The organism is Thalassobacterium maritimum (genome assembly GCF_031127805.1).
GTDB lineage: Bacteria > Verrucomicrobiota > Verrucomicrobiia > Opitutales > Coraliomargaritaceae > Thalassobacterium > Thalassobacterium maritimum.
Genome location: NZ_JARXHW010000004.1, coordinates 132,163 through 155,047, shown reverse-complemented (window position 1 = coordinate 155,047; position 22,885 = coordinate 132,163). Strand labels below are relative to the sequence as shown.

The window sequence follows — 22,885 nt, the reverse complement described above, 5'->3', positions numbered from 1 at the left end:
TCGTTGTTGCGCGTTCGTTGCTGCGCGTCTGATGCGCAGCCACTTTGACTACTGCAGGCAAATCAATTTAGAAAAGGCATTCTCCAATCGGGAGGATGCTTTTTTTTTGTCTGTGGTCGATGGCTTCGAGTCGATTTCTGCTTGTTTTCTTCACAAAAAAAAAGCCTCGACCCAATGGGCGAGGCTTTTGTTCCAGAATGTTGTGGGAGGGCTGCAAGAAGCGCTCAGCGATAGTCGAGCGATGATCGAGTAATTAGCGCTTCTCGTCTTCGTCGTCGATATTTTCGTCGGGCGGAGCAGTGGTTTCTTCGTAGTCTTCTTCCTCTTCTTCCTCCTCTTCGTCCCATTTCATGGTGTCGTCTTCTTCGATCTTTTCATCGACTTCGGTGCCTGCCTCCACGTCGGCGAGGTCTTTTTCAAGTTCCTCGTCTTCGCTCTTAGGCTTGGCATCTTCATCGTCGTCGAGTTCAAAGCCGTCGGGCACATATTCGAGGATGGCTGTGAGCTCATTAAAGAAGTGCGAAGCGCGGCCTTCCATGAAGTCGGCGTTTTGTGCTTCGCGAATCTCTTCTTCGAGTTCTTCCACAGTCAAGTTTTGGGAAAAGTCGATCAAGTCGTTGAGCATCTTGACGCGCAGCTTGGTGATATGGTCCAGCAGGTCTGCGTAGGGGCCCTTTTCCTCGTCTAATACGTCGGGTAGGGCAAAGAGCGGGTCTTCGCTCTCCAGGATGCTGTCTTGCACGCGCTTGAGCAAGACCGTCTTATCTTCGTCCACGCTGTCGATGCCGAATGAGTAAAAGGCATCGTCGACCAATTCGTTTTGTAGGCCGTAATCGCTCAGTGGTTCAAGCAGGTCAATGATGTGCTGGAATTGGCGAGGATCGATCATTCCGAGGCCATCGACATCCCAGTGTACTGGATCGCTGATTTCGCTGATCCACCAGTTCATATCTTCGCCCAAGCGGGCTTTGCACCAGGTGAGTTTAGTAGTAGGTTTCGACATACGGTTAGGAGACGCTTTGTGTATTTCTTAGAGATGGGGCTACAGTGAGTTCAGTAGCAATCCATACAAGGGGTTAAAGACTCGTTTTCGCTATTGTAAAGTGCTTTGTCAGAATTTTTTTCAATGTTTCTTTTTCATTGTTTTGCGTAAAGTGAGTGTTACGTTCTCAGATTCTGCATAAGAGAGACCGTTATGGGATTTATTTACGAAAACTTAGTGCGCCCGGCTTTATTTAAGATGGAGCCAGAGCAAGCACATGATCGCGGTCGCACCGCATTAATGACAATGGGGGCTTTGCCGACATTGTGTAATTTGGTGCGCCGTTATAATCAGGTGTGCGAAGATAAGCCGGTGAAACTGTTTGGTTTGGAGTTTCCAAATCGTGTGGGCCTCGCTGCTGGTATGGATAAAGACGGCGAGTTTCCGCGTGCGATCGAAGCCTTGGGCTTTGGTCATGCGGAGGTGGGCACGGTCACCCCCGAGGGGCAGCCTGGCAACCCTCGCCCGAGACTATTTCGCTATCCGGAGCAGCATTCGTTGATCAACCGCATGGGCTTTAATAATAAGGGTGCGGAGGTCATGCTACAGGCGCTTTCGAAGAATTATCCGAAGGGCAAGCGCGGCATTCCTGTCGGAGTCAATATCGGTAAGGCTAAGACCACCCCGCTGGATCAAGCGGTCGAGGACTATGTGTCTAGCTTTCGGACTTTAGCGGATCAGGCGGACTACTTTACTATTAATATCAGCAGCCCCAATACTGCGGGCTTGCGTGATCTACAAGGCGCGACCTATCTGCGTGAATTACTGCAGACAATTCGTCATGAAAATCTGGCGCATGCAAAGAAGCTGGGGCGTGATCCACATCCTTTGCTACTTAAGATTGCTCCCGATCTTACGTTTCATGAAATCGACGAGATTGTGGGCGTATTGTTGGAGTTGAACTACGATGGGATTATCGCGACCAATACCACGATTCAGCGCCCCGAAGGCTTCAAGAGTAAAGAAACGGGAGGCCTGAGTGGAGGTGAATTTATCCGCCGCCATTCAAATGAGGTCATCAACTATATCTATAAGTCGACGGAAGGCAAACTGCCGATCATCGGCGTGGGGGGCATCGACTCGGTTGAAGCTGCAGGCGAAAAAATAGATGCGGGTGCTTCAATGGTCCAGATATACACGGGTTGGGTCTACCGCGGACCTTTCTTCGCGCGCGAGTTAGCCCGAGCTTTGAAGTCTAAAGGCGAGGACTGGATCTAGTTGCTTTGTGGGCAGCTTGCTCTGCTGACTGTATTACACTGTACTTCCTTACTCTCTATGAAGCTATTGATACGTATTCATCTTTTACTACTAATCATCTTCGCTGCGGGCTGCGCTAGCACGCGTGCTGTGGGGGATGCTGCAGTACGAGTCACGTCGAAGGAAGTCGCCGCGTTTGACGAGGATCTGGAGGCTTTCCCCTTGGCGGACCCAGGCTATCAGCGTCATGTTATCCGCTTGCCTGCCTTGGATGATGAGGCGGCGCACTTTGTGACACTGGTGATCGGGAAGACTGTGCACACGGATTCAGTCAACAATTACAGACTGTTGGGCACACTGGAAGCGCTTACAGTGGAAGGCTGGGGGTACACGTATTACCAGCTGGAGTCAGAGGGCCACATGGCAGGCACCCTGATGGCAGTCAACCCCGCAGCTCCGGAGGTGGAGCGCTTTGTTGAAGTCAGTGCCCCATTAGAACCGATTCCTTACAATAGCCAAGTGCCCGTCGTGGTCATCGTGCCTGAGGGCTTCGAGGTTAAATACCAAGTCTGGAGTGCCGCGGAATTGCGAGTTGCCCCGCAAGGCTAGCTTCAAAGCTACGGCGCTCGCGAGCGAGCACAGTAGCTTTGAAGCTAGAAAAATATATTTGAAGAGGGGGCTGCGCCGCTGCATGCAATCGCTGCAGGCAGCAGAATTAAGGGTTACTTACGCGCTGTGGATTGCGTTGCCGCCCACAGCGAGGCCAGCTTCTTTCAGCGCTTCACTCATGGTTGGGTGAGCGTGAATTGTGCGGCCGAGGTCTTCGGCGCTGCCTCCGTATTCCATGTGAGTGACTGCGGCGGCGATCAGCTCAGAGGCGCCTTTACCGATGATTTGAACACCTAGAATCCGATCTGTCTTTTTACAAGCAGTTACTTTTACGAAGCCGTCTGTGCCGTCGCTGGCGATGGCTCGACCGTTGCCAGCGAAGTTGAACTTTCCAGAGTTGAACTCCACACCTTTCTCTTTGGCCGCCGCTTCCGTCAGGCCGACACTTGCGAGTTCAGGTTCGGTGTAGATTACATTGGGGATGACCTCGTAATTGACGTGTCCTGCTTGGCCTGCGATGCGTTCGACGCAAGCGACTGCTTCTTCTTCGGCCTTGTGTGCGAGCATCGGGCCTGGAATGACGTCGCCGATCGCATAGATGCCATCGACTGAAGTTTTGAAATGTTCACCGACAGGAATGCGGCCTTTCTCATCGGTTTCAATGCCGACAGTTTCGAGTCCGAGGCGATCGGTGTAGGGCTTGCGGCCCACTGCGACCAACACCTTGTCAGCTTCAAACTCAACCGCTTTACCGTCTTTTTCGGCGGTCAGGATGTTCTTGCCCTTCGATTTTTTGAGGCCAGTGACCTTGGTGTTTAGATTAAAGTTCAGGCCTTGCTTCTTGAACAGGCGCTCAGCCATTTTGGAGACGTCTTTGTCGAAGGTGGGCGCAATGTTCGGTAGGAACTCGATGACTTCGACCTTAGAGCCGAGGCGTGCCCAAACAGAGCCCAATTCCAGGCCGATGGCGCCGGCGCCGACGACTGCCAGTTTTTCAGGCACCTTGTCGAATGCAATCGCTTGGTCGCTGCTGACTACGGTCTCGCCATCAAACTTCAAGAAGGGCAGCTCAATCGTGGAAGAACCAGTTGCGATCAGGATGTGCTTGCCGCTTAGCTCCGTCTCATCTTTGGCGCCCTTCACACGCACTTTATTTTCGCCCGCCAACATGCCGAAGCCGTTAAACACTTTGATTTTGTTGGACTTCATCAAGAACTGCACGCCATTGCACAATTGGGCGACTGTCTTGTCTTTCTTCGCCATCAACTGCTCGATGCTGATCGAGAGATTCGTCAGGTCGATCCCATGCTCCGCTGCGCCATGTCCGGCGAAATGATACATTTCGGTCGAGTGGAGCAGTGCCTTGCTTGGGATACAGCCTACATTCAGGCAGGTGCCGCCAAGCGTCTTATCTTTTTCAATGATCGCAGTTTTGAGGCCGAGCTGTGCGCCGCGAATTGCAGCGACATAGCCCCCAGGGCCGGAACCAATGACGATGAGGTCGAATGTATTTTCTGAAGACATGAGGAGAGAGTTAACCAGTTTTCTGTTTGCTGGTTTTCGGTTTAATTATGTTAGAACTAAATAACTGACAACGGGTGAACGGAGTAACCGCTCGCTCGACTAGATGCCAAAGAGCAGGCGCGCAGGATCTTCGATTGCTTCTTTGACTTTGACCAAGAAAGTCACGGCTTCTTTGCCATCAATTAGGCGGTGATCGTAGCTCAGTGCGAGATACATCATGGGGCGTGCTACGATCTCACCATTGATCACGACTGCGCGCTCAGTGATGTTATGCAAGCCGAGGATGGCGGGTTGCGGGTGATTGACGATCGGAGTGCTGAGCATGGATCCGTAGATGCCGCCATTGGAGATGGTAAAGACACCGCCTTCAAGGTCGCTCATTTGGATTTTTCCTGCGCGTGCTGCCTTGGCGTAGTCCATGATATCGCCTTCGATTTCCGCAAAACCCTTTTTATCGCAATCACGTAACACGGGCACCATGAGCCCCTTGTCGGTGCCGACCGCAACGCCGATATCGTAATAGTGCTGTGTGACGACTTCGTTGCCTTCGATGCGAGCATTGACCTCTGGCACGGCTTGTAAGGCGTGTGTCACAGCCTTAGTGAAGAAGGACATGAAGCCGAGCTTCAAGCCGTGGCGTTCGACGAACTTTTCCTGATGCTGCTTGCGCAGTTTCATGACCGCGCTCATGTCGACTTCGTTGAACGTCGTTAGCATTGCGGCCTCTTGCGTCGCTGCCACTAGGCGTTGAGCAATCTTACGGCGCAGGGGCGACATTTTCTTACGTGTTTCCTTGCGTTCGCCAGCGGGTGCGGGGGCGCTGCTAGCTTTAGGAGCAGACGCCGGGGCAGGGGCTGGGCTTGCGGCGGGCGCGGGTGCCTTGGCCGCTTCGAGAATGTCGCTCTTGGTCACACGGCCGTCTTTGCCAGAACCAGAGATTTTAGATGTATCGACGCCAGTTTCCTCAGCTGCCTTACGAGCGGCGGGGGAGAGTGGTTTTGCCTCCGAGGAAGTCTCCGCTGCTGTGGCGGCTGCAGCGGCTGGCTCGGCGCTGGCTTCGCTGCTTGTTTCAGCACTGGCAGTGTCGGCTGAGCTTTGCTTGTCAGCTGCGCTGCTCGAGCCCGAGGCGCTCTCATCAATTGTGGCCACCACTTGCCCGATATCGACTTCGTCCTCAACTTCGGCTTTGAGCGAGATCACACCCGAGACCTCGGCGCTGCCCTCGGAGGTGATTTTGTCGGTTTCCAGTTCGTAGAGAACTTGGTCTTTTTCGACAAAGTCGCCATCTTTTACATGCCATGCAGCTAAGATGCCTGAACTGATTGATTCGCCCATTGCGGGGATTTTTACTTCGGTAGCCATGATATTAAATTTAGAATTTGGAATTGGGGAGCGTCGCACGCTCCAATTTTTAGAGCTTAGATCTTAGAGCTTAGAGCGAGAAGGCTTTCTCAATGAGTTTCTTTTGTTCGTGTCGATGCACCGCCAAGGAGCCCACCGCGGGGCTGGCGGAACCTTTACGACCTGCGAATGCGGGCAATGTGCCAATGCTTTCCATCAAGCGTGGTGCGATGAAGCTCCATGCACCCATATTCTTCGGCTCTTCTTGGCACCAGACGATGCTCTTGGCCTTGGGATAATTGGCTGCGATACGTTGTAGCAGATCCGTGTTGAGCGGGTAGAGCTGTTCGATCCGGACGATAGCGGTATCCTTGATCTCATTGGCCTCGCGGTGCGCGGTCAGATCGTAGTAGACCTTGCCGGAGCAGAAGATGATACGTTTCGCTGTCTTACGGCTGACGGTCTCGTCATCCAAGATAGACCAAAATTCATTGTCAGTGAAGTTTTCGACCAGTGATACGCAGCTCTTGTGACGGAGCAGGCTCTTGGGTGACATCAGAATCAACGGCTTCTTGAACTCACGCTTCATTTGTCGACGAAGCAAGTGGAAATATTGTGCCGGTGTGGTGACGTTACAGACCTGAATATTGTTCTCCGCACAGGCTTGCAGGAAGCGCTCTAGGCGTGCCGAGGAGTGTTCCGGGCCCTGTCCTTCATAGCCGTGAGGCAATAGCATGACCAAGCCACTCAGGCGGCCCCATTTGGATTCGCTACAGGTGATGAATTGGTCGATGATTACTTGGGCGCCATTGACGAAGTCGCCGAATTGCGCTTCCCAGATGCAGAGCATTTGTGGATAGTCCAGCGAATAGCCGTAGTCGAAACCGAGTACCGCTGCTTCGGATAGTAGCGAGTTGTGCACGCAGAACTGTGCTTGTCCTTCCTGTAGGTCCAGTAGGGGCACGTATTTTTCGCGTGTCTGATTGTCGTAAAGCACGGAGTGGCGGTGACTAAAGGTGCCGCGCTCACAGTCCTGACCGCTCAGTCGAACGGGGGTGCCCTCAATCAGTAAGCTGCCGAAAGCTAAAGCTTCCCCCATGCCCCAGTCGATGCCGGTGTTTTCCTTGAACGCCTTTAGCTTCGTCTTGAGCTGTCGCACGATCTTTTTGTTCGCGTGGAAGCCCTCGGGCACACTTGCGAGTTGCTCGGCAATCATTTCCAACTGCTCCTTGGGCACGCGCGTATCGAAGCCCTTGAAGTTGTAAGGTGGTTGCTCCTTTGCATTGGATTCTGCAAAGGGATCGATGGCTTCGTCTTCTTTGGCCTTCGCGGTCTCGAAGGCGATCTCGAGCTTTTTATTATAAGCCGTCTCGATAGACTTGACCTCTTCTTCGGTGAATTCCCCGCTGGCGATTAAGCGCTTGGCAAAGGCACGCCCAATCAGCGGCATTTCGGAGATCGTCTTATATAAGATTGGCTGAGTGAAGGCAGGCTCGTCGGATTCGTTGTGCCCGTGCTTGCGCCAGCAATACATGTCGATCACTACATCACAGCCAAAGGTCTGTCGGTAGTCGAAGGCGGCCTCCACTGCGGCGACGACGGCCAGCGGATCGTTGCCATTGACGTGGAAGATGGGGGCTTCCACGATTTTGGCCACGTCAGTGCAGTAGCGGCTGGAGCGCGCCTCAGAAGGATCGGTGGTGAAGCCGATTTGATTGTTGATTACAAAGTGAATCGTGCCGCCCGTGCGGTAGCCCTTCAGCTGTGAGAAGTTAAAGACTTCGGCTACGATGCCTTGACCTGCGATGGCCGCGTCACCGTGAATGAGAATAGGCAATACACGCTTGCGATCGAGGTCCTCGCGAATGCGTTGACGCGCACGTGCTTTACCTTCGACGACGGGATTGACCGCCTCCAAGTGGCTGGGGTTGGCTGCCAAGCGTATCTCGACCTCATGGCCATCCGTTGTCTTACGACTGGTTTCAAAGCCCAAGTGATATTTGACATCACCGTCGCCGTAAATGGTGTCGGGTACATAGTTCTCTGAGAACTCGCGAAAGATGTAGTCGAAGGATTTGCCCAGGAAATTGGCCAATACATTGAGACGGCCGCGGTGGGCCATGCCCATGACGATTTCGTCGACGCCATTTTGGCTGCAGCGTTCCAATACGCTTTCTAGGCAAGCAATCAATGTTTCGCCGCCTTCAAGTGAGAATCGCTTCTGACCGACATAGCGTGTCTGCAGAAAGTTCTCGAAGTCCTCGGCCTGCATGATGGTACTCAGGATCCGGTGCTTCTCTTCCTTTGTGAAGCGGGGGATGAAACACTCAGGCTCGATGCGGGCCTGGATCCAGCGGCGCTTCGGCGTCTCTTGAATATGGATGTACTCCGCCCCGATCGTGTGACAATAGGTCTTTTCCAAGCGTTCAATGAGCTCGCGCAGCGTCATCTCTGTGCCGCCTAGGTAGTTGCCCGTGTGGAATACACGGTCCAAGTCGGACTCTTCAAAACCGAGCCGCTCTAAAGTCAGACGCGGATTGGTGGGAGCTTCCTTCGTGAGCGGATTGAAGGCTGCGATGGTGTGGCCGATGGAGCGGTACGCGTAAATCAGGCCAATCGCGCGTGCTTGCCGTGTGGCATCACTGTCCGCTTGTGTGGGACTGACATTGGCAATGTCCGTGCCGGTTGAGGGGGCGGATGGATCGGATAGCTCCTCACTGGCGAGCTCGAAACCTTCAAAAAAGGCACGCCATTCAGCGTCGAGGGTTTCAGGGCTCGTGCGCCAAAGGTCGTAGTTTTCGTCGATCAAATCGGCATTCCAGCGATTCGCGATAGTTGAGTGATTCATGGAGATTTCTGGTGGGCAGTTGTGTGATCTCACGATTACTTCACACTTATTAGCAACACAAATCTTTATGCGAAGAATTGCTCGTTATTCGAAACTCTAATTTCAGGATTCCTTTTTAATTGCTGCCTGAATAGCGTTTACCTTGATGTCAAGCTTATTTAGCTTCCGAAAGTATAGCTTTTTTCGTGGGTTTCTTCGTTGATCGCAAGGCGATCTTTGACGATTGGAAGGGTGAATACCACCGTTGGTTTATCCTCTTCGCGTCCGGTGTAGGTGATCTGTCCTAGCCAGGGGCTATTTTTCTCGGTGAATGTATAGCCCTTAGTTTGTAGGTCTTTTCCGAGCGCATTCATTTTGGAGCGACTCATGCCGCTGCCTGCGAAGTCAAGCACGACATGGCCGTGTTGGCCTTTGTCTTGGTTGATCAGGCAGTCAACTTCCGGCGTGTGCTTGTGAACGGTCACTAGCAGCTTGGCGATTTTTTCGAGTCGGTGGCGTAGGCTTCGTGGTTTCATGGGGTGTATGATGGGACGCTTTTTCCTTAAATCAAGCTTCGCCCGCTTGCTGCGAATGTATTGGTGGCTTGGCCCATTTATTATGATGTGCTGGATAAAAACATAAAAATGTTGAAATAAAAGAGGGGTGGTAGGCTCGTAGCCTGTCTATGCGAATACCAAAAACCTTATCGATCGTTGCAGCTGCTATTTTACTCGGCGCTGCTGGCAGTTTTGCTCAAATTAAATCACCGGCAGCCAGTCCTTACTCGGAATTGAAGCAAATGGTCGGTGTGACCGAATTCACGGTGAAATATTCCAGGCCTGGAGTGAAGGGTCGTGAAGTGTATGGCCAGCTGGTGCCTTATGGCGAAATTTGGCGCACCGGAGCGAATGCACCGACAAAGATCGCCTTCGACTCAGAGGTGAATTTTGCGGGCAGCCCCATTCCGGCAGGGGAGTATGTGCTGTTCACCATTCCAGCGGAGGACGTATGGACTGTGATCGTTTATGCGGATACCGAGGTGCCGAGTGCAGGCGCCTACGATTCTAAGCAGGATGTTGCACGTGTGCAGGTCGAAGCCATCGAGCGTCCGAACTCGGTTGAAAACTTTACTATTGGCTTTGATGCGTTGCGAGATGAGTCGGCGACGCTCTTTCTTGATTGGGACAATGTGCGGGTGCCGGTGCAAATTACTGTGGATACGACGGCTCTAACAGCTGCCTCGATTGAAGCGTCGCTCGCTAACATAGATGATTGGGGCGCGCGCGATTATGCCGATGCGGCTGAGTTTTATCATTCGAACGGCAAGGATTCCGAATTAGCCCTGGAGTGGATGCATAAAGCTGTTTCGATGAGTCCGAATGCATTCTGGTTGCAATATGGCTACGCCAAGATGCTGGCAGAGCAGGGGAATACGCAGCAAGCCTTGATGATGGCTAAGAAGTCTTTGAAAGGTGCTCAAGCAGCTGGCAATGCTGCCTACATTTCACGCAACGAAGCGCTCTTGGCTAAGATCCGTTAATTCTCTTTTTTTCTTTAATGAGCACCCGCCCCGATTGATCGGGGCGGGTATTCTTATATAGCGTCATGCGGATCCTCCATTCATTTCTCGTCTCTCTTATGCTGAGTCCATTTGCTACAGCCGAATCTCGACCAATAGAACCACTTGCGAGTGGTGCCTTGCAATTGAGTCTGCAAAAACTGGATACGCTCGGCAGCGTGCTGTACGTGGCCGCTCATCCGGATGACGAAAACACCAAGTTGATCGCCTATTTGGCCAACGGTGAACGGGTCGATACGACTTATTTGTCACTGACACGGGGAGACGGCGGGCAAAATTTAATTGGTGGTGATCTGGGGGAGAAGCTGGGAATGATTCGCACCCAAGAGTTACTGGCAGCACGCCGCATCGATGGCGGGCAGCAGCGTTTTAGCCGCGCGATTGATTTCGGGTATTCCAAGACGCCCGAGGAGACGCTCGCAATTTGGGATCAAGATGCGGCGCTGGCAGATGTCGTCTGGGCAATACGTTCGCTGCGCCCGGATGTGATTATCACTCGTTTTTCTTTGGAAGCTGGCTATACGCATGGTCACCATACGGCATCGGCCCGTCTGGCTAAAGAAGCCTTTACCGCTGCGGCAGATCCGGCACGTTTTCCTGAGCAATTGGAATTTGTGGAGCCGTGGGCAGCCCAACGCTTGCTATGGAATACCTCTAAATGGTTTTACCAACGACGAGGGATTGAGTTTGATACGAAGGATGTCTTTTTCGTCGAAACTGGTGGCTACAATCACTTACTCGGCGAAGCCTACAGTGAGATTGCGGCCCATAGCCGCACTTGCCACATGAGCCAGGGCTTTGGTGCCACTCCTGAGCTGGGAGAGTCCAAAGAATATTTCAAAACGCTCGCGGGTACGGAGCCTGAGGGCAGTTTATTTGCCGGTATTGACACCACTTGGGGGCGCGTAGCTAATTCCGAACCCGTGGCTGCCGCCATTCAAATGGCAATTGAACGCTTTAATCCCAGCAAGCCGGAAGCTGTGCTGCCGCAACTCCTTCAAGCGCATCGCGCTTTGAGTGCACTGCCAGCGAGCTTCTGGCAAAGTAAGAAATTACAAGAGCTTGAAGTTGTGATTGCGGCATGCCTCGCTCTCGACGTCGAGAGCATCGCTGCGTCGGCTTCTGCGGTGCCGGGGGCGGAAGTCGCGTTGGATTTGCGTGCGATTCAGCGTGCCTCGCTACCGGTGAGCATTGCTTTTGCCACGCGTCGAGCCGACTTGGCTCGCGCCAAAGTGTATGCCTTGCCGCGTAACCATTTAGTACATGTTTCCGAGACGGCTCAGATCGCCGCCAATGCATCTATTTCTCAGCCTTACTGGTTGCGTCAGCCAGCAGAGCGGGGGAGTTACATGGTGGATGAGCTGAGTCAAATTGGTGCTCCCGAGAATCCGGCTGCGATCCCCATCTATGTGCGGCTCATTGTTGATGGTGAATCGATTATTTTTACCATTCCGAGCACTTACAATTTTAACGATCCGATTCATGGAGAGAGCAAACAGCCCTTTACGGTAACGCCGCCTGTGATGGTGAATCTTGAAGAAGGCACCCACATTTTGGGACAAAATGAACCGCGCCAGTTTACGGCGAGGGTGATTGCAGCTAGCGATATTGCAGCAGCCACCGTTCACTTTGAAGCGGGCGACGGCTGGCGTGTGGAGCCTGCGAGTATTCCATTTTCTTTAGAGGCGGGCAAAGAGTTGCAAGTCACTGCCAAGTTAATTCCACCTACAGCTGCGAGTCGAACGAGCTTGCGCGCATCTGTTGAGTTTGAGGGGCAGCTCTATACTCGCGGTTACGAGGCCTTGGATTACCAGCATATCCCCCAGCAGACCTTATTTCCTACCGCGACCGCAGCTGCAGTCTTACTTGACGTCAAGATCGCTGGTGAGCGGATCGGCTACATCCCCGGTGCCGGCGATACCATTCCGGAGGCGCTACGGCGTATTGGCTACGCGGTCGATACTCTAACAGAGGCAGATATGAATCCTGAGACACTGGCGGCTTACGACACAGTTGTATTTGGTATCCGTGCTTTGAATACTAATGATCGCATCGCGTTTTACATGCCTGCGCTGTTTGAATATGCACAGCAGGGCGGGGTCGTGGTGATGCAGTATAATACAAATCGTGGTTTGAAGACTATGGAGTATGCCCCCTTCCCATTCACTATTACACGCGATCGTGTGACCGATGAAACGGCGAGCATGCGCTTTCTCGCGCCAGATCACCGAGTGTTGCAGTTTCCCAATGCGATTACCACGGCCGACTTCGAGGGCTGGGTGCAAGAGCGTGGCCTCTACTTCGCCGGTGACTGGGACGAGGCTTATACGCCTATTTTTGCTGCCAACGATCCCGGTGAATCTCCGCTCGCGGGCAGCCTGCTGATCGCCCCCATCGGCGAGGGATACTACGTGTATAGTGGCTTGTCCTGGTTCCGTCAGTTGCCAGCTGGTGTGCCAGGGGCTTATCGCCTATTTGCAAATTTAATGTCGCTGGGGCAGCCTGCTGAATGATGAGAAAAACGATACCAAAACCTATAAACTGGCGCACTGTTTATATGGCCACTTTTGTCTGGCTAGTCGTGCTCATTGTGCTGATGCGCTTGTTAACGAAAGCCTATTCATGAGCCCTGCGGATTGGATTGTTCTCTTCTCGACTGTGCTCGGCATCGTTGGTTACGGGCTCTGGACGGCTAGGAGTCACCGTAGTGCCAACGACTATTTACGCGGCGGCGCTGATTTGAAATGGAGCACCATTGGGCTGTCGGTCATGGCGACGCAGGCCTCAGCGATCACCTTTCTCTCCACTCCGGGGCAAGGCTACGAAGGAGGGCTGGCCTTTGTGCAGAATTACCTGGGGCTGCCAATCGCGATGATCTTGATTTGCGCAGTCTTTATTCCGATTTACCACCGCTTACAAGTCACCACCGCGTATGAGTTTTTGGGGCAGCGTTTTGATCAAAAAACGCGACTCCTCGCGGCGGGCCTCTTTTTAGTGCAGCGCGGTTTGGCGGCCGGCATTACCATTTATGCGCCTGCGATCATTGTATCCAGTGTCTTTTATTGGCCATTGGGACCGACTATTTTGGTGACGGGAGTGCTGGTCATTCTCTATACGGTTACGGGAGGCACGCGCACGGTGAGCCTGACACAGAAGTATCAGATGCTCATCATATTGATCGGAATGACGATTGCCTTTGGCTACGTTGTGAACGGCCTGCCCGAGCATGTTAGTTTTGGCGATGCGCTCTATATCGCAGGCATGCACGACCGCTTAGAGGCGATCAGTTTTTCCTTCGACCCGAGTCAGCGTTACACCATCTGGACGGGCTTGATCGGAGGCACATTCCTGGCACTGTCCTATTTCGGCACCGATCAATCGCAAGTGCAGCGCTACCTCGCCGGGAGCTCCGTGACAGCAAGTCGCTGGGGGCTCATTTTTAATGCGGTGCTCAAGATTCCGATGCAGTTTGCGATTCTTTTATTGGGCGTGCTGCTCTTTGTCTTTTACCAGTTTCAACAGCCGCCGATCTTTTATAATGAAGCGACGATTGAGCAAATATCACCTGAGCAACTCGCTCCGATTGAGTCGCAGTTTCAAGCGGCCTTCCAAGCGCGTGGCACTCTGTTGGAAACTGCTCTGAGCGAGCGCCAAATTCATGGCTCCGCAAGTGCAGAAACCAAGACGGCGATTTTAGAGCAAAGCGCATTGATGGAGCAGCAGCGTGGCGTGTTTAAACAAGTGCTGAGCGCTGAGAATCCGGATGCAGATACACAAGATGCCGATTATATTTTTCTGCACTTCGTGTTGGATAACTTGCCCGCCGGGCTGGTGGGGCTACTCGTCGCAGTGATCTTTCTTGCCGCAATGTCGTCGACCGCATCTGAGCTGAATGCACTGGCCTCTACCACTATGGTGGATGGTTATAAGACTCTGGTGCATCCGCGCGGGAGTGATGGGCACTACGTTTGGGTGGCTCGTATTCTGACGCTCGCTTGGGGGATTGTTGCGGTCAGCTTTGCGATGACTTTGACTTTATTTGATAACTTGATCGAGGCGGTCAATATTATCGGCTCCTTATTCTATGGCACCATTCTGGGCATCTTTTTAGTCGCGTTCTTTCTCAAACGTATCGGTGGGCATGCCGCCTTTATTGGTGGGCTGTGTGCCGAAGCCATCGTATTGACGCTCTATTTCTCACCCATAGATATCGGCTATCTGTGGTTCAATTTAATCGGCTGTATTCTCGCTGTTTTGATTGCCCAACTGGTGCACATTCTTCTCAAGCTCAGCCATAAGAATCCCACCCAGTCCCTATGAGTCAGGCACCCGTAATATGTTTTGGTCAGCAACCCTGTGGCTTCTTGCCGCGTCGCTTTCTATTTGCCAAGTTTCAGACCGCACGGCGTTTGCAGGCTGAGCTGGGCGGGCGTATCGTGTTCTTCTATCACGATAGCGATCACGATCCACGCGAGACGCAGACCGTGGTCAAGGACTTGAGCTCCGGCGCGCGCCAAACTTTGAATTTTGCCTTCGCGAATAAAATTCAGAAGAAATACTCCCCGCTCTATGCGAAACGAGTCGATCGCCAGTGGCAAGCAAGCCTCGCGCGTCAGTTGCCTAAGTATTTGAAGGCTGAATACGTGCCAGTCTTCGAAGCCATACAAGCGGACAATGTGGCCGATTTCTGCCTCGAAATGTATCAAGCGCTCGGCTTGCTGGAGGGCATCGAGGTGCTGCGTTCCAGTGATCCTCAGTTTCGTGAGCAGGCGAGTGACATCGACGATTTTTTTGTCGATGTCAGCTATCAGGATGAATGGGTACGCGCGCGCTATGATCCGCAGCACGGCCTACGTCTGCATCGTGGGGGAAGTGCCTATATCGATCTACCGAGCCAGCAGTGGCAGCGTTCGCAAGTCAGTCCCTCGCGGGATACGCGCTTAGGTTGGATGCAGTCTGTGATTCAGTGCACCCACTATGTCGCGGGGGCAGGGGAAATGAATTATCTCAATACCGCGGACGCGTCAGAGATTCAATTTATTAAACGCGACGAAATTTCCGATTCAAGTGAGGCCTATCTACCATGAAACAGCACGCAGCACCACTCAAACTACTCGCCATAGGCGCGCACCCCGACGATCTGGAGTTCGGCATGGGCGCGGTTTTGCTTAAGGAGTATGCCCAAGGCACTGAAATCTCGATGGTCGTGACTTCGAAGGGAGAGGCTGGCTCGGCGGGCACCCCCCGTATTCGCGAAGCCGAAACGCGTGCTGCAGCCGAGCTGCTAGGTGCGGCGGAGCGGCTTACATTTTTAGATTTCGGTGGGGACGGCTTGCAAAGCGCTACGCCTGAAAATGCCCTGCAACTCGCTCGTATCATCCGTGAATTTCGGCCAGATATTGTTTGCGCGCCCTCGCTGAGCACCAACCAGCATCCCGACCATTGTGCGGTGGGCAATGCCACTCGTAATGCCTGTCGTTTGGCTCGCTATGGAGGCTTGCAGGCACTGGCAGGGCTGTCGCCCCATGCGGTTGGCTCGCTATGGTTCTACTCGATTACAGCACAGGAAGAACAGCCGCTGTCTGCGGCCACTCTAGTCGATGTTTCTGAGATGGCTGAGGCGTGGCAGCAGCTGATGGCCTGCCACGCCTCACAAGTGAGCCAGCGCGCCTATATTGAGCTACAGTTGACACGTGCGCAGCAGCTCGGAGCCATGGCGGGCTGTCCTTACGCGATCGCACTCTGGCCCAACGATCCACCCGTGGTCCAGAGCTTGGCACAGTTGCACCGCACCGCACGCGCATTCTAATATGAGGTCTCGACTTAAGATTGGTATGGTTTGCTACCCCAGCATCGGGGGCAGTGGTATCGTGGCCACAGAGCTCGGAATGTTGCTGGCGGCGGCCGGACATGAAATACATTTTATCAGTTACGAGCGGCCCGTCCGCTTAAAGTGCGGCGAGAACTTGTTCTTTCATCCCGTGGTGGTGAATGAATACGCACTCTTCAAATATCCGGATTATACGCTGCCACTTTCGGTGCGTATTATGGAGGTCTGCGAAGAGCATCAACTCGACATACTACACGTGCACTACGCAGTGCCACATGCCACAGGTGCTTTGTTGGCCAAGCAGATGCTAGGGCAGAAGAAGTCGCCCGTCATTGTCACTACATTGCATGGGACGGATACGAATTTATTGGGAAAAGATCCGCACTATCGGCCGATTATAAAGTATTCGATCGAGAACTCCGATGGTGTGACAACGGTGTCGGAGAGCTTAAAAGCGCAGACCATTGAGACTTTTGAAGTGGAGCACCCCATCACGGTTATTCCTAATTTTTACGCTCCCGGCCCCGTCACACAATCGAGAGAGGAGGTGCGGCAAATGCTGCAGGTTCGCGACTCGGAGTATTTACTCTTGCACATGTCGAATATACGGCCGGGCAAGCGCGTGGCCGATCTACTTACAGCGCTCGCGCGATTGAAAAATCGCAAACATGTTAAATTACTCATTCTCGCGGGCGGCGATTTCGAGCCGTATCAAGCCGATCTAATTCGCCTGGGCATTCAGGATCGAGTCATCGTGATACGAGATGTCAAAGAGATCGAAGACTATTTGAACGCCTGTGATCTGGGGGTGTATGCCTCGGAGGCGGAAAGCTTTGGACTGAGTATTTTAGAGACACTTGCGCACGGTAAAGCTGTCGTCGCTACTGAAGTCGGTGGCATCCCCGAGGTGGTGCAAGACGGGCGTACGGGCCGACTCGTGCCAGCACACAGCCCCGGTGCAATTGCAGCCGCAATCGACCAATTGATTGAAGAGCCCCAGCGTATGCAAGCTATGGGATTGGCTGCAGCTAAAGAGGCGCAAGCGCGATTCGCACCGCCCGTCATACGGGATCAGTATCTTAAGTATTATCTAGATTTGCTCGCAGCTCGTTAGTCCTGCAGTGCTGCGGTGAGTTGATCGCAGCACTGCGACTTATTCAAAAAAAAAGCCTGCCCGGGCGCATCGGCCACGGACAGACTGAAAATGTGTGATTCAGGCCAGCTTGCATGCTGTGCCTGCTTCGTTCAGAGCTTCAATTAGCCCTTGTAGATCTTGAGCAGTGCGTCAGCGATTTCGGATGGGTTACGTGCGATTGATACGCCCGCATCTTCCATCGCTGCAAACTTGGCTTCGGCTGTGCCGGCGCCACTTGCAGAAACGATCGCTCCAGCGTGGCCCATTGTGCGGCCCTTGGGAGCAGAGGCACCTGCGATGAAACCAGCGACTGGCTTCTTCACGTGCTCCTTGATGTAAGCGCAGGCTTCTTCTTCCGCGCTGCCACCGATTTCACCAATCATGATGATTGCGTCTGTTTCAGGATCTTCGTTGAGCATGCGCACCGCGTCCAATTGCGAAGTGCCATTGATGGGGTCACCACCGATGCCGATGCAAGTGGATTGACCATGTCCGCGTTGTGTGAGTTGCCAGACCGCCTCGTAGGTGAGGGTGCCGGAGCGGGAGACCACACCGACACGACCTGGCTTGTGAATGTAGCCAGGCATGATGCCGATCTTACATTCACCCGGTGTGATGATACCTGGGCAATTGGGGCCGATCAGGCGAGTCTTTGTGTTGTGGAAGTAGAGGCGGCGACGCACTTCTGCCATGTCACGCACGGGCACACCCTCAGTGATGCAAATGACAAGAGGGATTTCTGCTTCGATGGCCTCGAGGATCGAGTCCGCTGCGAAGGCTGGTGGCACATAGATGACGGAGACGTTGGCGCCGTGTTGTTCGACTGCTTCGGCGACTGTATTGCATACAGGTACCTTGCCTTCCCACATTTGACCGCCCTTGCCGGGAGTCACACCGGCGACGACATTTGTGCCGTATTCGATGCATTGTTGTGTGTGGAAGGTGCCGGTCTTACCGGTGATCCCTTGAACGACGAGACGTGTGTCTTTGTTAACGAGAATACTCATTGGAATGTTGTGTTAAATGTGATCGTTATTGGGATTTAGTCAGCGTTCTTGACTTGTTCTACGATGATCTCGGCGGCTTGAACCAAGCTGTCCGCAGGTGTCAAAGCGACACCACTTTCGCGCAGGATCTTCTTACCAGCTTCGACATTGGTGCCTTCGAGACGCACCACCAATGGCACTTTAATTTCGACATTCTTCGCCGCAGCTACGATGCCGTTGGCGATCACGTCGCACTTCATGATACCACCGAAGATGTTCACGAGGATACCCTTCACATTGGGGTCGGACAAAATGATTTTAAAAGCAGCAGTGACCTGGTCTTCGTTGGCGCCTCCGCCCACATCCAGGAAGTTGGCGGGGGAACCACCAAAGCTTTGAATGATGTCCATCGTCGCCATGGCCAGACCTGCGCCGTTGACCATACAAGCGATGTTACCATCGAGTGCGATGTAGGCCAAATTGTGCTTCGAGGCTTCGATCTCTTTAGGATCTTCCTCATTCAAGTCGCGCAGCTGTTGAATTTCCGGGTGTTGGAAGATCGCATTGCTGTCGAAGGAAACCTTGGCATCGAGTGCGATGAGTTGACCCTGCTTGGTGGTGACCAGTGGGTTGATCTCGACCAGCATCGCATTCTTTTCCCAGAACATCTTGTAGAGACCTGTGAGAATGCGTGCAAATTGCTTGACCTGATCGCCGGCAAAGCCGAGGGCAAATGCGACGCGGCGGCAGTGGTAGTGGCGCAAGCCCATTGTAGGCGAGATGGGCACACGGATGATTTTTTCCGGAGTCTTTTCGGCGACCGCTTCGATATCCATACCGCCTTCAGTCGAGGCGATGATGACAGATTGTGCAGTTTCGCGATCCAGCACGATTGCGAGATAATACTCGTGATCAATATCACAAGCCTCAGTGAAATAAAGCGTCTGTACCTTACGGCCTTCAGGGCCCGTCTGTGCAGTGACGAGCGTGTTATCTAACATGTGGTTGGCCGCTTCCTGGGCTTCTTCACGGTTTTTGACCACCTTAACGCCACCCTTGTAGCCATCGGTGAAAGTTCCCTTGCCGCGGCCACCTGCGTGGATTTGGGCCTTCACAACGATCATGTCGTCGCCAAGGTGGGAGATAGCGGTTTCAACCTCTCGGGAATTCGTTGCGGCATAACCGCGCGGGACGGGGACCCCGTATTCCTGAAGAAGGCGTTTGGCCTGATACTCGTGGATATTCATCTGTATTTCTTAGTTTATGTTAAAGACACGAAAGCGTCGTGTATGCCGACTCGCTTGATTCGGTGCAATATATTTTGGATTATTTTCGCAAAAGAAATGTGAGTATAAGTCGTGCTTTGACTTTAGAGCAGATTTCGCGGATTAGGGGAGCGCTCTCAATTGTAAACAGTGATCGGCCATGAGGGGGAGCCATTCAAGTAAGCGGACCTGTCTGTTGATTTCAGAGATTGCAATTGATCAGAGCGATTGCTTAATCTGTGTATGCGAAATATGGAACGTTCAGAGTCAGAATATGCGGTGGATCCCTTTTTTGAAACTTCACCGGACATGCTTTGCATCGCTGGATTTGACGGGTATTTTAAGCGAATTAATCCCGCAGTCTGTGATACACTCGGTTACTCTGAGCGTGAGTTAATGGCTCGTCCGATCCGTGATTTTATTCACCCCAGTGATGTTGAGATGACTGCGCAGCATCGAGCCGCGATTGTGAGTGGGCAGCCACTTCACAATTTTGAGAATCGCTATCTGCATAAGGACGGTAAGGTCGTCTGGTTGTCTTGGAATTCGATCCCGATGCCGGACCTTGAACTCGTCTACGCAATCGCAAAAGATATATCGGATATTAAGACACGCGAGGCGCAGCGTAATGAGCTCTTGTCAGAACTGGCGGAGACGAATCAGCGACTCAAGCATCTCACCAATGCGACTGCACACGATATCCGCTCGCCAGTGGCTGGTTTGGTCGCCTTGAGTAGTCTGATTGATACGAGCCAGATTAAAGACCCGGCCACGCTCGAAACACTGGAAATTCTGGCGCTTTCAGCTGAAGATCTAATGAAAATGCTCGACCGTTATGTCGATAACCTCAATGCAGAAGGGCATCAATCCATGCTGGAGTTACTTGATCTTGCGGTGGTTTTTACGAGCGTGCAATCCTCGGTTCGGTATCTTATTGAGCGCTCCAGGGCGCAGATTCAGCTCGAAGTGGAAGAGTGTCCTCGTGTTTGTTTTCACCGTGCATACCTCGAAGGTATTTTTATGAATTTACTGACTAATTCGTTGAAGTATGCGCACCCTGGCCGTCCGGTCCAAATTCGTGTTTGTTCGCGTGCAGTTGAGCGTGGTGTGGAGCTGGAGTTTAGTGACAATGGCATCGGTTTTGATGCAGAACAGAATCGCGATCTTGTTTTTAAACTTCATCAAAAATTTCATGATCGTGCTGATAGTAAGGGAGTGGGGCTATATTTGGTACACCATTACATGACTAGTTTGGGAGGAAGTATTTCGGTGACGAGTCAAGTCGGGCAGGGGACCCGTTTTACCTTGTTCTTCCCAGATTATAACAAGGCGTCGAAATAATCAGGTGGGGCTTGAACTGGCAGAGGCGAGATTGAGTGGAGGAGGTTTCCTAATTTCAGCCGCTTTGTATATCTGGTGGAAGGCACTCGAGCTGGATTCGCTTATCTGCTAATGCACGGTTTAACTCGCTGACTTCGTCGATGTCGTAGAGTGCCTCTAGTAGACCGACCTTAAGTTGCAAATCTCTGGCTCGTTGTAGTGAGACTTGCAGGGTCTCGCCTGTGCTCCAGGGAATGTCCTGAAAGAGCTCGGGGATGGGGGCTTTGAGCGCGGCCAAGTAGTAGCCACCGTCTTCGCTGGGGCCAAAGACTATATCATGGCCCTTCGCCAAGAGCTGATTGGCTTGCTCAAAGTGCTTTGTTTCCAGCTGCGGGCAGTCGCCCCCGATACAAGTTACAGTTTGTGCCCCGCGCTTAAAGGCTTGCTCGATGGCGCCCTGTAAGCGCGTGCCTAGGTCACCTTCTTTTTGGGGAAAGTAGCTTGCTGTGCGACCTAACCATTTTTGCATTTCAGGACCTGCGTCGCTTGGAGTGTAGTGAACTTCTAGCTGTGCCTGAGTGGGTAAAGCAGAGCATTGGCGCATCACTAAAGCGCGGTAAACCTGTAGTGCTCGCTCCGGGCCCACGTCGTGTGCAAGGCGAGTTTTTACGTAACCTTTGTGAGGGGCTTTGAGGAAAATGAGTATTGCGGACATGTTACAGGTATTGGATTGGTAGTGTCTAGTGATTTGATTGGCACGATCGAGTGGCTATCGAGAGTGCCTGTTGAGAGTCATCAGTTCTTATAAAATTCCCTTGTCAGGGGTATCAGATTCTATACCTAAATCGGACATGAAGATTTGTTGCATCGGAGCAGGATACGTTGGTGGGCCTACCATGGCCATGATCGCACATAAGTGCAGTGAGCACACTGTCACGGTTGTGGATATTAACCAAGCTCGTATTGATGCTTGGAACTCGGACAAATTGCCCGTGTTCGAACCTGGCTTAGACGAGATTGTGGCGGGCGCGCGTGGCACCAACTTGTTTTTCTCGACCGATGTCGACACTGCCATTCGCGAGGCGGACATGATTTTTCTGAGTGTGAACACGCCGACCAAAACCTACGGTGTGGGCGCTGGCCGTGCGGCGGATCTCCGCTTCATTGAGAAATGTGCTCGTAAGATCGCGGAAGTGGCTGAGGATGATAAGATTGTCGTGGAAAAGTCGACCTTGCCAGTGCGGACTGCGGAGTCGGTCAAGCGCATCTTGGAGTCGAATTCGAATGGTCGTAAATTTCAAATCCTGTCGAATCCAGAGTTTTTGGCTGAAGGCACTGCCATGGCCGACCTCGAAGCGCCCGACCGCGTGCTGATTGGTGGCGATCAAACACCCGAGGGCAAGGCAGCGATTCAGGCCTTGGTAGATGTTTATGCGACCTGGGTGCCACGTGAGCGTGTGTTGACCACTAACCTGTGGTCCTCCGAGCTCTCCAAACTGACTGCCAACGCCTTCCTCGCGCAGCGTATTTCCTCCATTAATGCGATTTCTGCGCTCTGCGAGGCGACCGAAGCCAATGTGGATGAAGTCGCGCACGCGATCGGTACAGATAGTCGTATTGGCCCTAAGTTTTTAAAATCTTCGGTCGGATTTGGGGGCTCTTGTTTTCAGAAAGACATTCTCAATTTAGTCTACCTATGCGAGCACTTTGGTTTGCCCGAGGTGGCGTCTTATTGGAATGGTGTGATCGAGATGAACGACTACCAGAAGCGCCGCTTCAGTCGCCGTGTGATTTCGACCATGTTTAATACAGTCTCGGATAAGAAGATCGCCGTGCTGGGCTTTGCATTTAAGAAGGATACCAACGATACGCGGGAGTCGGCGGCTATTTATATCTGTAAAGACTTACTGGAGGAGCAGGCAAATATTGCGATTTACGATCCTAAGGTGGAAGCAGCACAGATTCAGCGTGATCTCGGGATTGATGCGGACAATCAATACGTGACTTACTGCAAGGATGCGTATGAGGCGACTAAGGATGCGCACGCGATTCTAGTGCTCACTCAGTGGGACGAGTTCCAAGCGCTCGACTTCCAGAAGATCTACGATCAAATGCAATTGCCGGCCTTCCTTTTCGATGGGCGCAACTTGCTCGACCTAGAAGCGCTGCGCGAAATCGGCTTCGAAGCTAGCGGTATCGGCAAAGGTTGATGCTGTGAATTACCGGTTGC

The 22,885-nt window shown here is 52.7% G+C and carries 18 protein-coding genes; 10 read left to right on the top strand and 8 right to left on the bottom strand.

What is annotated here, in order from left to right:
- Positions 1-253: 253 nt before the first annotated feature.
- Positions 254-1,003: a hypothetical protein gene (locus tag QEH52_RS03255; RefSeq protein ID WP_308948595.1), complete on the bottom strand. Its 750-nt coding sequence runs from the start codon at positions 1,001-1,003 to the stop codon at positions 254-256.
- A 192-nt stretch (positions 1,004-1,195) separates the two neighbouring features.
- Here QEH52_RS03255 and QEH52_RS03250 point away from each other — a divergent pair, with 192 nt between their 5' ends.
- Together QEH52_RS03250 and QEH52_RS03245 are read left to right on the top strand one after the other, a co-directional pair.
- Entirely contained in the window at positions 1,196-2,260 is a 1,065-nt protein-coding gene (locus QEH52_RS03250) for a quinone-dependent dihydroorotate dehydrogenase (RefSeq protein WP_308948593.1), read from the top strand.
- A 57-nt stretch (positions 2,261-2,317) separates the two neighbouring features.
- Positions 2,318-2,848 carry an ecotin family protein gene (locus QEH52_RS03245; protein ID WP_308948592.1) on the top strand — a complete coding sequence of 177 codons (531 nt, stop codon included), beginning with the start codon at positions 2,318-2,320 and terminating at the stop codon, positions 2,846-2,848.
- A gap of 117 nt (positions 2,849-2,965) precedes the next feature.
- Here the strand turns inward: QEH52_RS03245 and lpdA are convergent, their stop codons facing one another.
- The 4 genes from lpdA to QEH52_RS03225 form a co-directional block, all read right to left on the bottom strand.
- Positions 2,966-4,372: a dihydrolipoyl dehydrogenase gene (gene lpdA / locus QEH52_RS03240; RefSeq protein WP_308948590.1), complete on the bottom strand. Its 1,407-nt coding sequence runs from the start codon at positions 4,370-4,372 to the stop codon at positions 2,966-2,968.
- A gap of 99 nt (positions 4,373-4,471) precedes the next feature.
- Positions 4,472-5,734 (bottom strand): 2-oxoglutarate dehydrogenase complex dihydrolipoyllysine-residue succinyltransferase, encoded by a 1,263-nt coding sequence (odhB, locus tag QEH52_RS03235; RefSeq protein WP_308948588.1) that lies wholly within the window; start codon positions 5,732-5,734, stop codon positions 4,472-4,474.
- A gap of 70 nt (positions 5,735-5,804) precedes the next feature.
- The gene (locus QEH52_RS03230; RefSeq protein WP_308948587.1) at positions 5,805-8,561 is read right to left on the bottom strand and encodes a 2-oxoglutarate dehydrogenase E1 component; all 2,757 of its coding nucleotides are present in this window, start codon (positions 8,559-8,561) and stop codon (positions 5,805-5,807) included.
- Between the two features lie 158 nt (positions 8,562-8,719).
- A complete protein-coding gene (locus tag QEH52_RS03225; RefSeq protein WP_308948586.1) occupies positions 8,720-9,076 on the bottom strand; it encodes a hypothetical protein in 357 nt (118 codons plus the stop codon).
- 149 nt (positions 9,077-9,225) lie between these two features.
- On the opposite strand from QEH52_RS03225, the gene QEH52_RS03220 reads away from it, so the two are divergent.
- The 6 genes from QEH52_RS03220 to bshA all read left to right on the top strand — a co-directional run bounded on the left by QEH52_RS03220 (position 9,226) and on the right by bshA (position 17,063).
- On the top strand, positions 9,226-10,080 hold the full coding sequence (locus QEH52_RS03220) for a DUF2911 domain-containing protein (protein ID WP_308948585.1): 855 nt from the start codon (positions 9,226-9,228) through the stop codon (positions 10,078-10,080).
- A 65-nt stretch (positions 10,081-10,145) separates the two neighbouring features.
- Positions 10,146-12,632 (top strand): PIG-L family deacetylase, encoded by a 2,487-nt coding sequence (locus QEH52_RS03215; protein ID WP_308948583.1) that lies wholly within the window; start codon positions 10,146-10,148, stop codon positions 12,630-12,632.
- A 109-nt stretch (positions 12,633-12,741) separates the two neighbouring features.
- On the top strand, positions 12,742-14,439 hold the full coding sequence (locus QEH52_RS03210; protein ID WP_308948582.1) for a sodium:solute symporter family protein: 1,698 nt from the start codon (positions 12,742-12,744) through the stop codon (positions 14,437-14,439).
- Positions 14,436-15,206, top strand: coding sequence for a hypothetical protein (locus QEH52_RS03205; protein ID WP_308948580.1), 771 nt, complete (start codon positions 14,436-14,438; stop codon positions 15,204-15,206). The genes QEH52_RS03210 and QEH52_RS03205 overlap by 4 nt, the downstream gene beginning before the upstream one ends.
- The gene (locus QEH52_RS03200) at positions 15,203-15,928 is read left to right on the top strand and encodes a PIG-L deacetylase family protein (RefSeq protein ID WP_308948579.1); all 726 of its coding nucleotides are present in this window, start codon (positions 15,203-15,205) and stop codon (positions 15,926-15,928) included. The genes QEH52_RS03205 and QEH52_RS03200 overlap by 4 nt, the downstream gene beginning before the upstream one ends.
- Before the next feature lies 1 nt (position 15,929).
- The gene (gene bshA / locus QEH52_RS03195) at positions 15,930-17,063 is read left to right on the top strand and encodes an N-acetyl-alpha-D-glucosaminyl L-malate synthase BshA (RefSeq protein ID WP_308948578.1); all 1,134 of its coding nucleotides are present in this window, start codon (positions 15,930-15,932) and stop codon (positions 17,061-17,063) included.
- A gap of 143 nt (positions 17,064-17,206) precedes the next feature.
- Here the strand turns inward: bshA and sucD are convergent, their stop codons facing one another.
- Positions 17,207-18,091, bottom strand: a complete 885-nt coding sequence (gene sucD, locus QEH52_RS03190) for a succinate--CoA ligase subunit alpha (RefSeq protein WP_308948576.1) — start codon at positions 18,089-18,091, stop codon at positions 17,207-17,209.
- Between the two features lie 35 nt (positions 18,092-18,126).
- On the bottom strand, positions 18,127-19,317 hold the full coding sequence (gene sucC, locus QEH52_RS03185) for an ADP-forming succinate--CoA ligase subunit beta (RefSeq protein ID WP_308948575.1): 1,191 nt from the start codon (positions 19,315-19,317) through the stop codon (positions 18,127-18,129).
- A 270-nt stretch (positions 19,318-19,587) separates the two neighbouring features.
- On the opposite strand from sucC, the gene QEH52_RS03180 reads away from it, so the two are divergent.
- The gene (locus QEH52_RS03180; RefSeq protein WP_308948574.1) at positions 19,588-20,676 is read left to right on the top strand and encodes a PAS domain-containing sensor histidine kinase; all 1,089 of its coding nucleotides are present in this window, start codon (positions 19,588-19,590) and stop codon (positions 20,674-20,676) included.
- A 55-nt stretch (positions 20,677-20,731) separates the two neighbouring features.
- On the opposite strand, the gene QEH52_RS03175 is transcribed toward QEH52_RS03180, so the two are convergent.
- On the bottom strand, positions 20,732-21,370 hold the full coding sequence (locus QEH52_RS03175; RefSeq protein ID WP_308948573.1) for a TIGR04282 family arsenosugar biosynthesis glycosyltransferase: 639 nt from the start codon (positions 21,368-21,370) through the stop codon (positions 20,732-20,734).
- Positions 21,371-21,506: 136 nt separating this feature from the next.
- Between QEH52_RS03175 and QEH52_RS03170 the strand changes: the two genes are divergently transcribed.
- Entirely contained in the window at positions 21,507-22,865 is a 1,359-nt protein-coding gene (locus QEH52_RS03170) for a UDP-glucose 6-dehydrogenase (RefSeq protein WP_308948572.1), read from the top strand.
- Positions 22,866-22,885 lie beyond the last annotated feature (20 nt).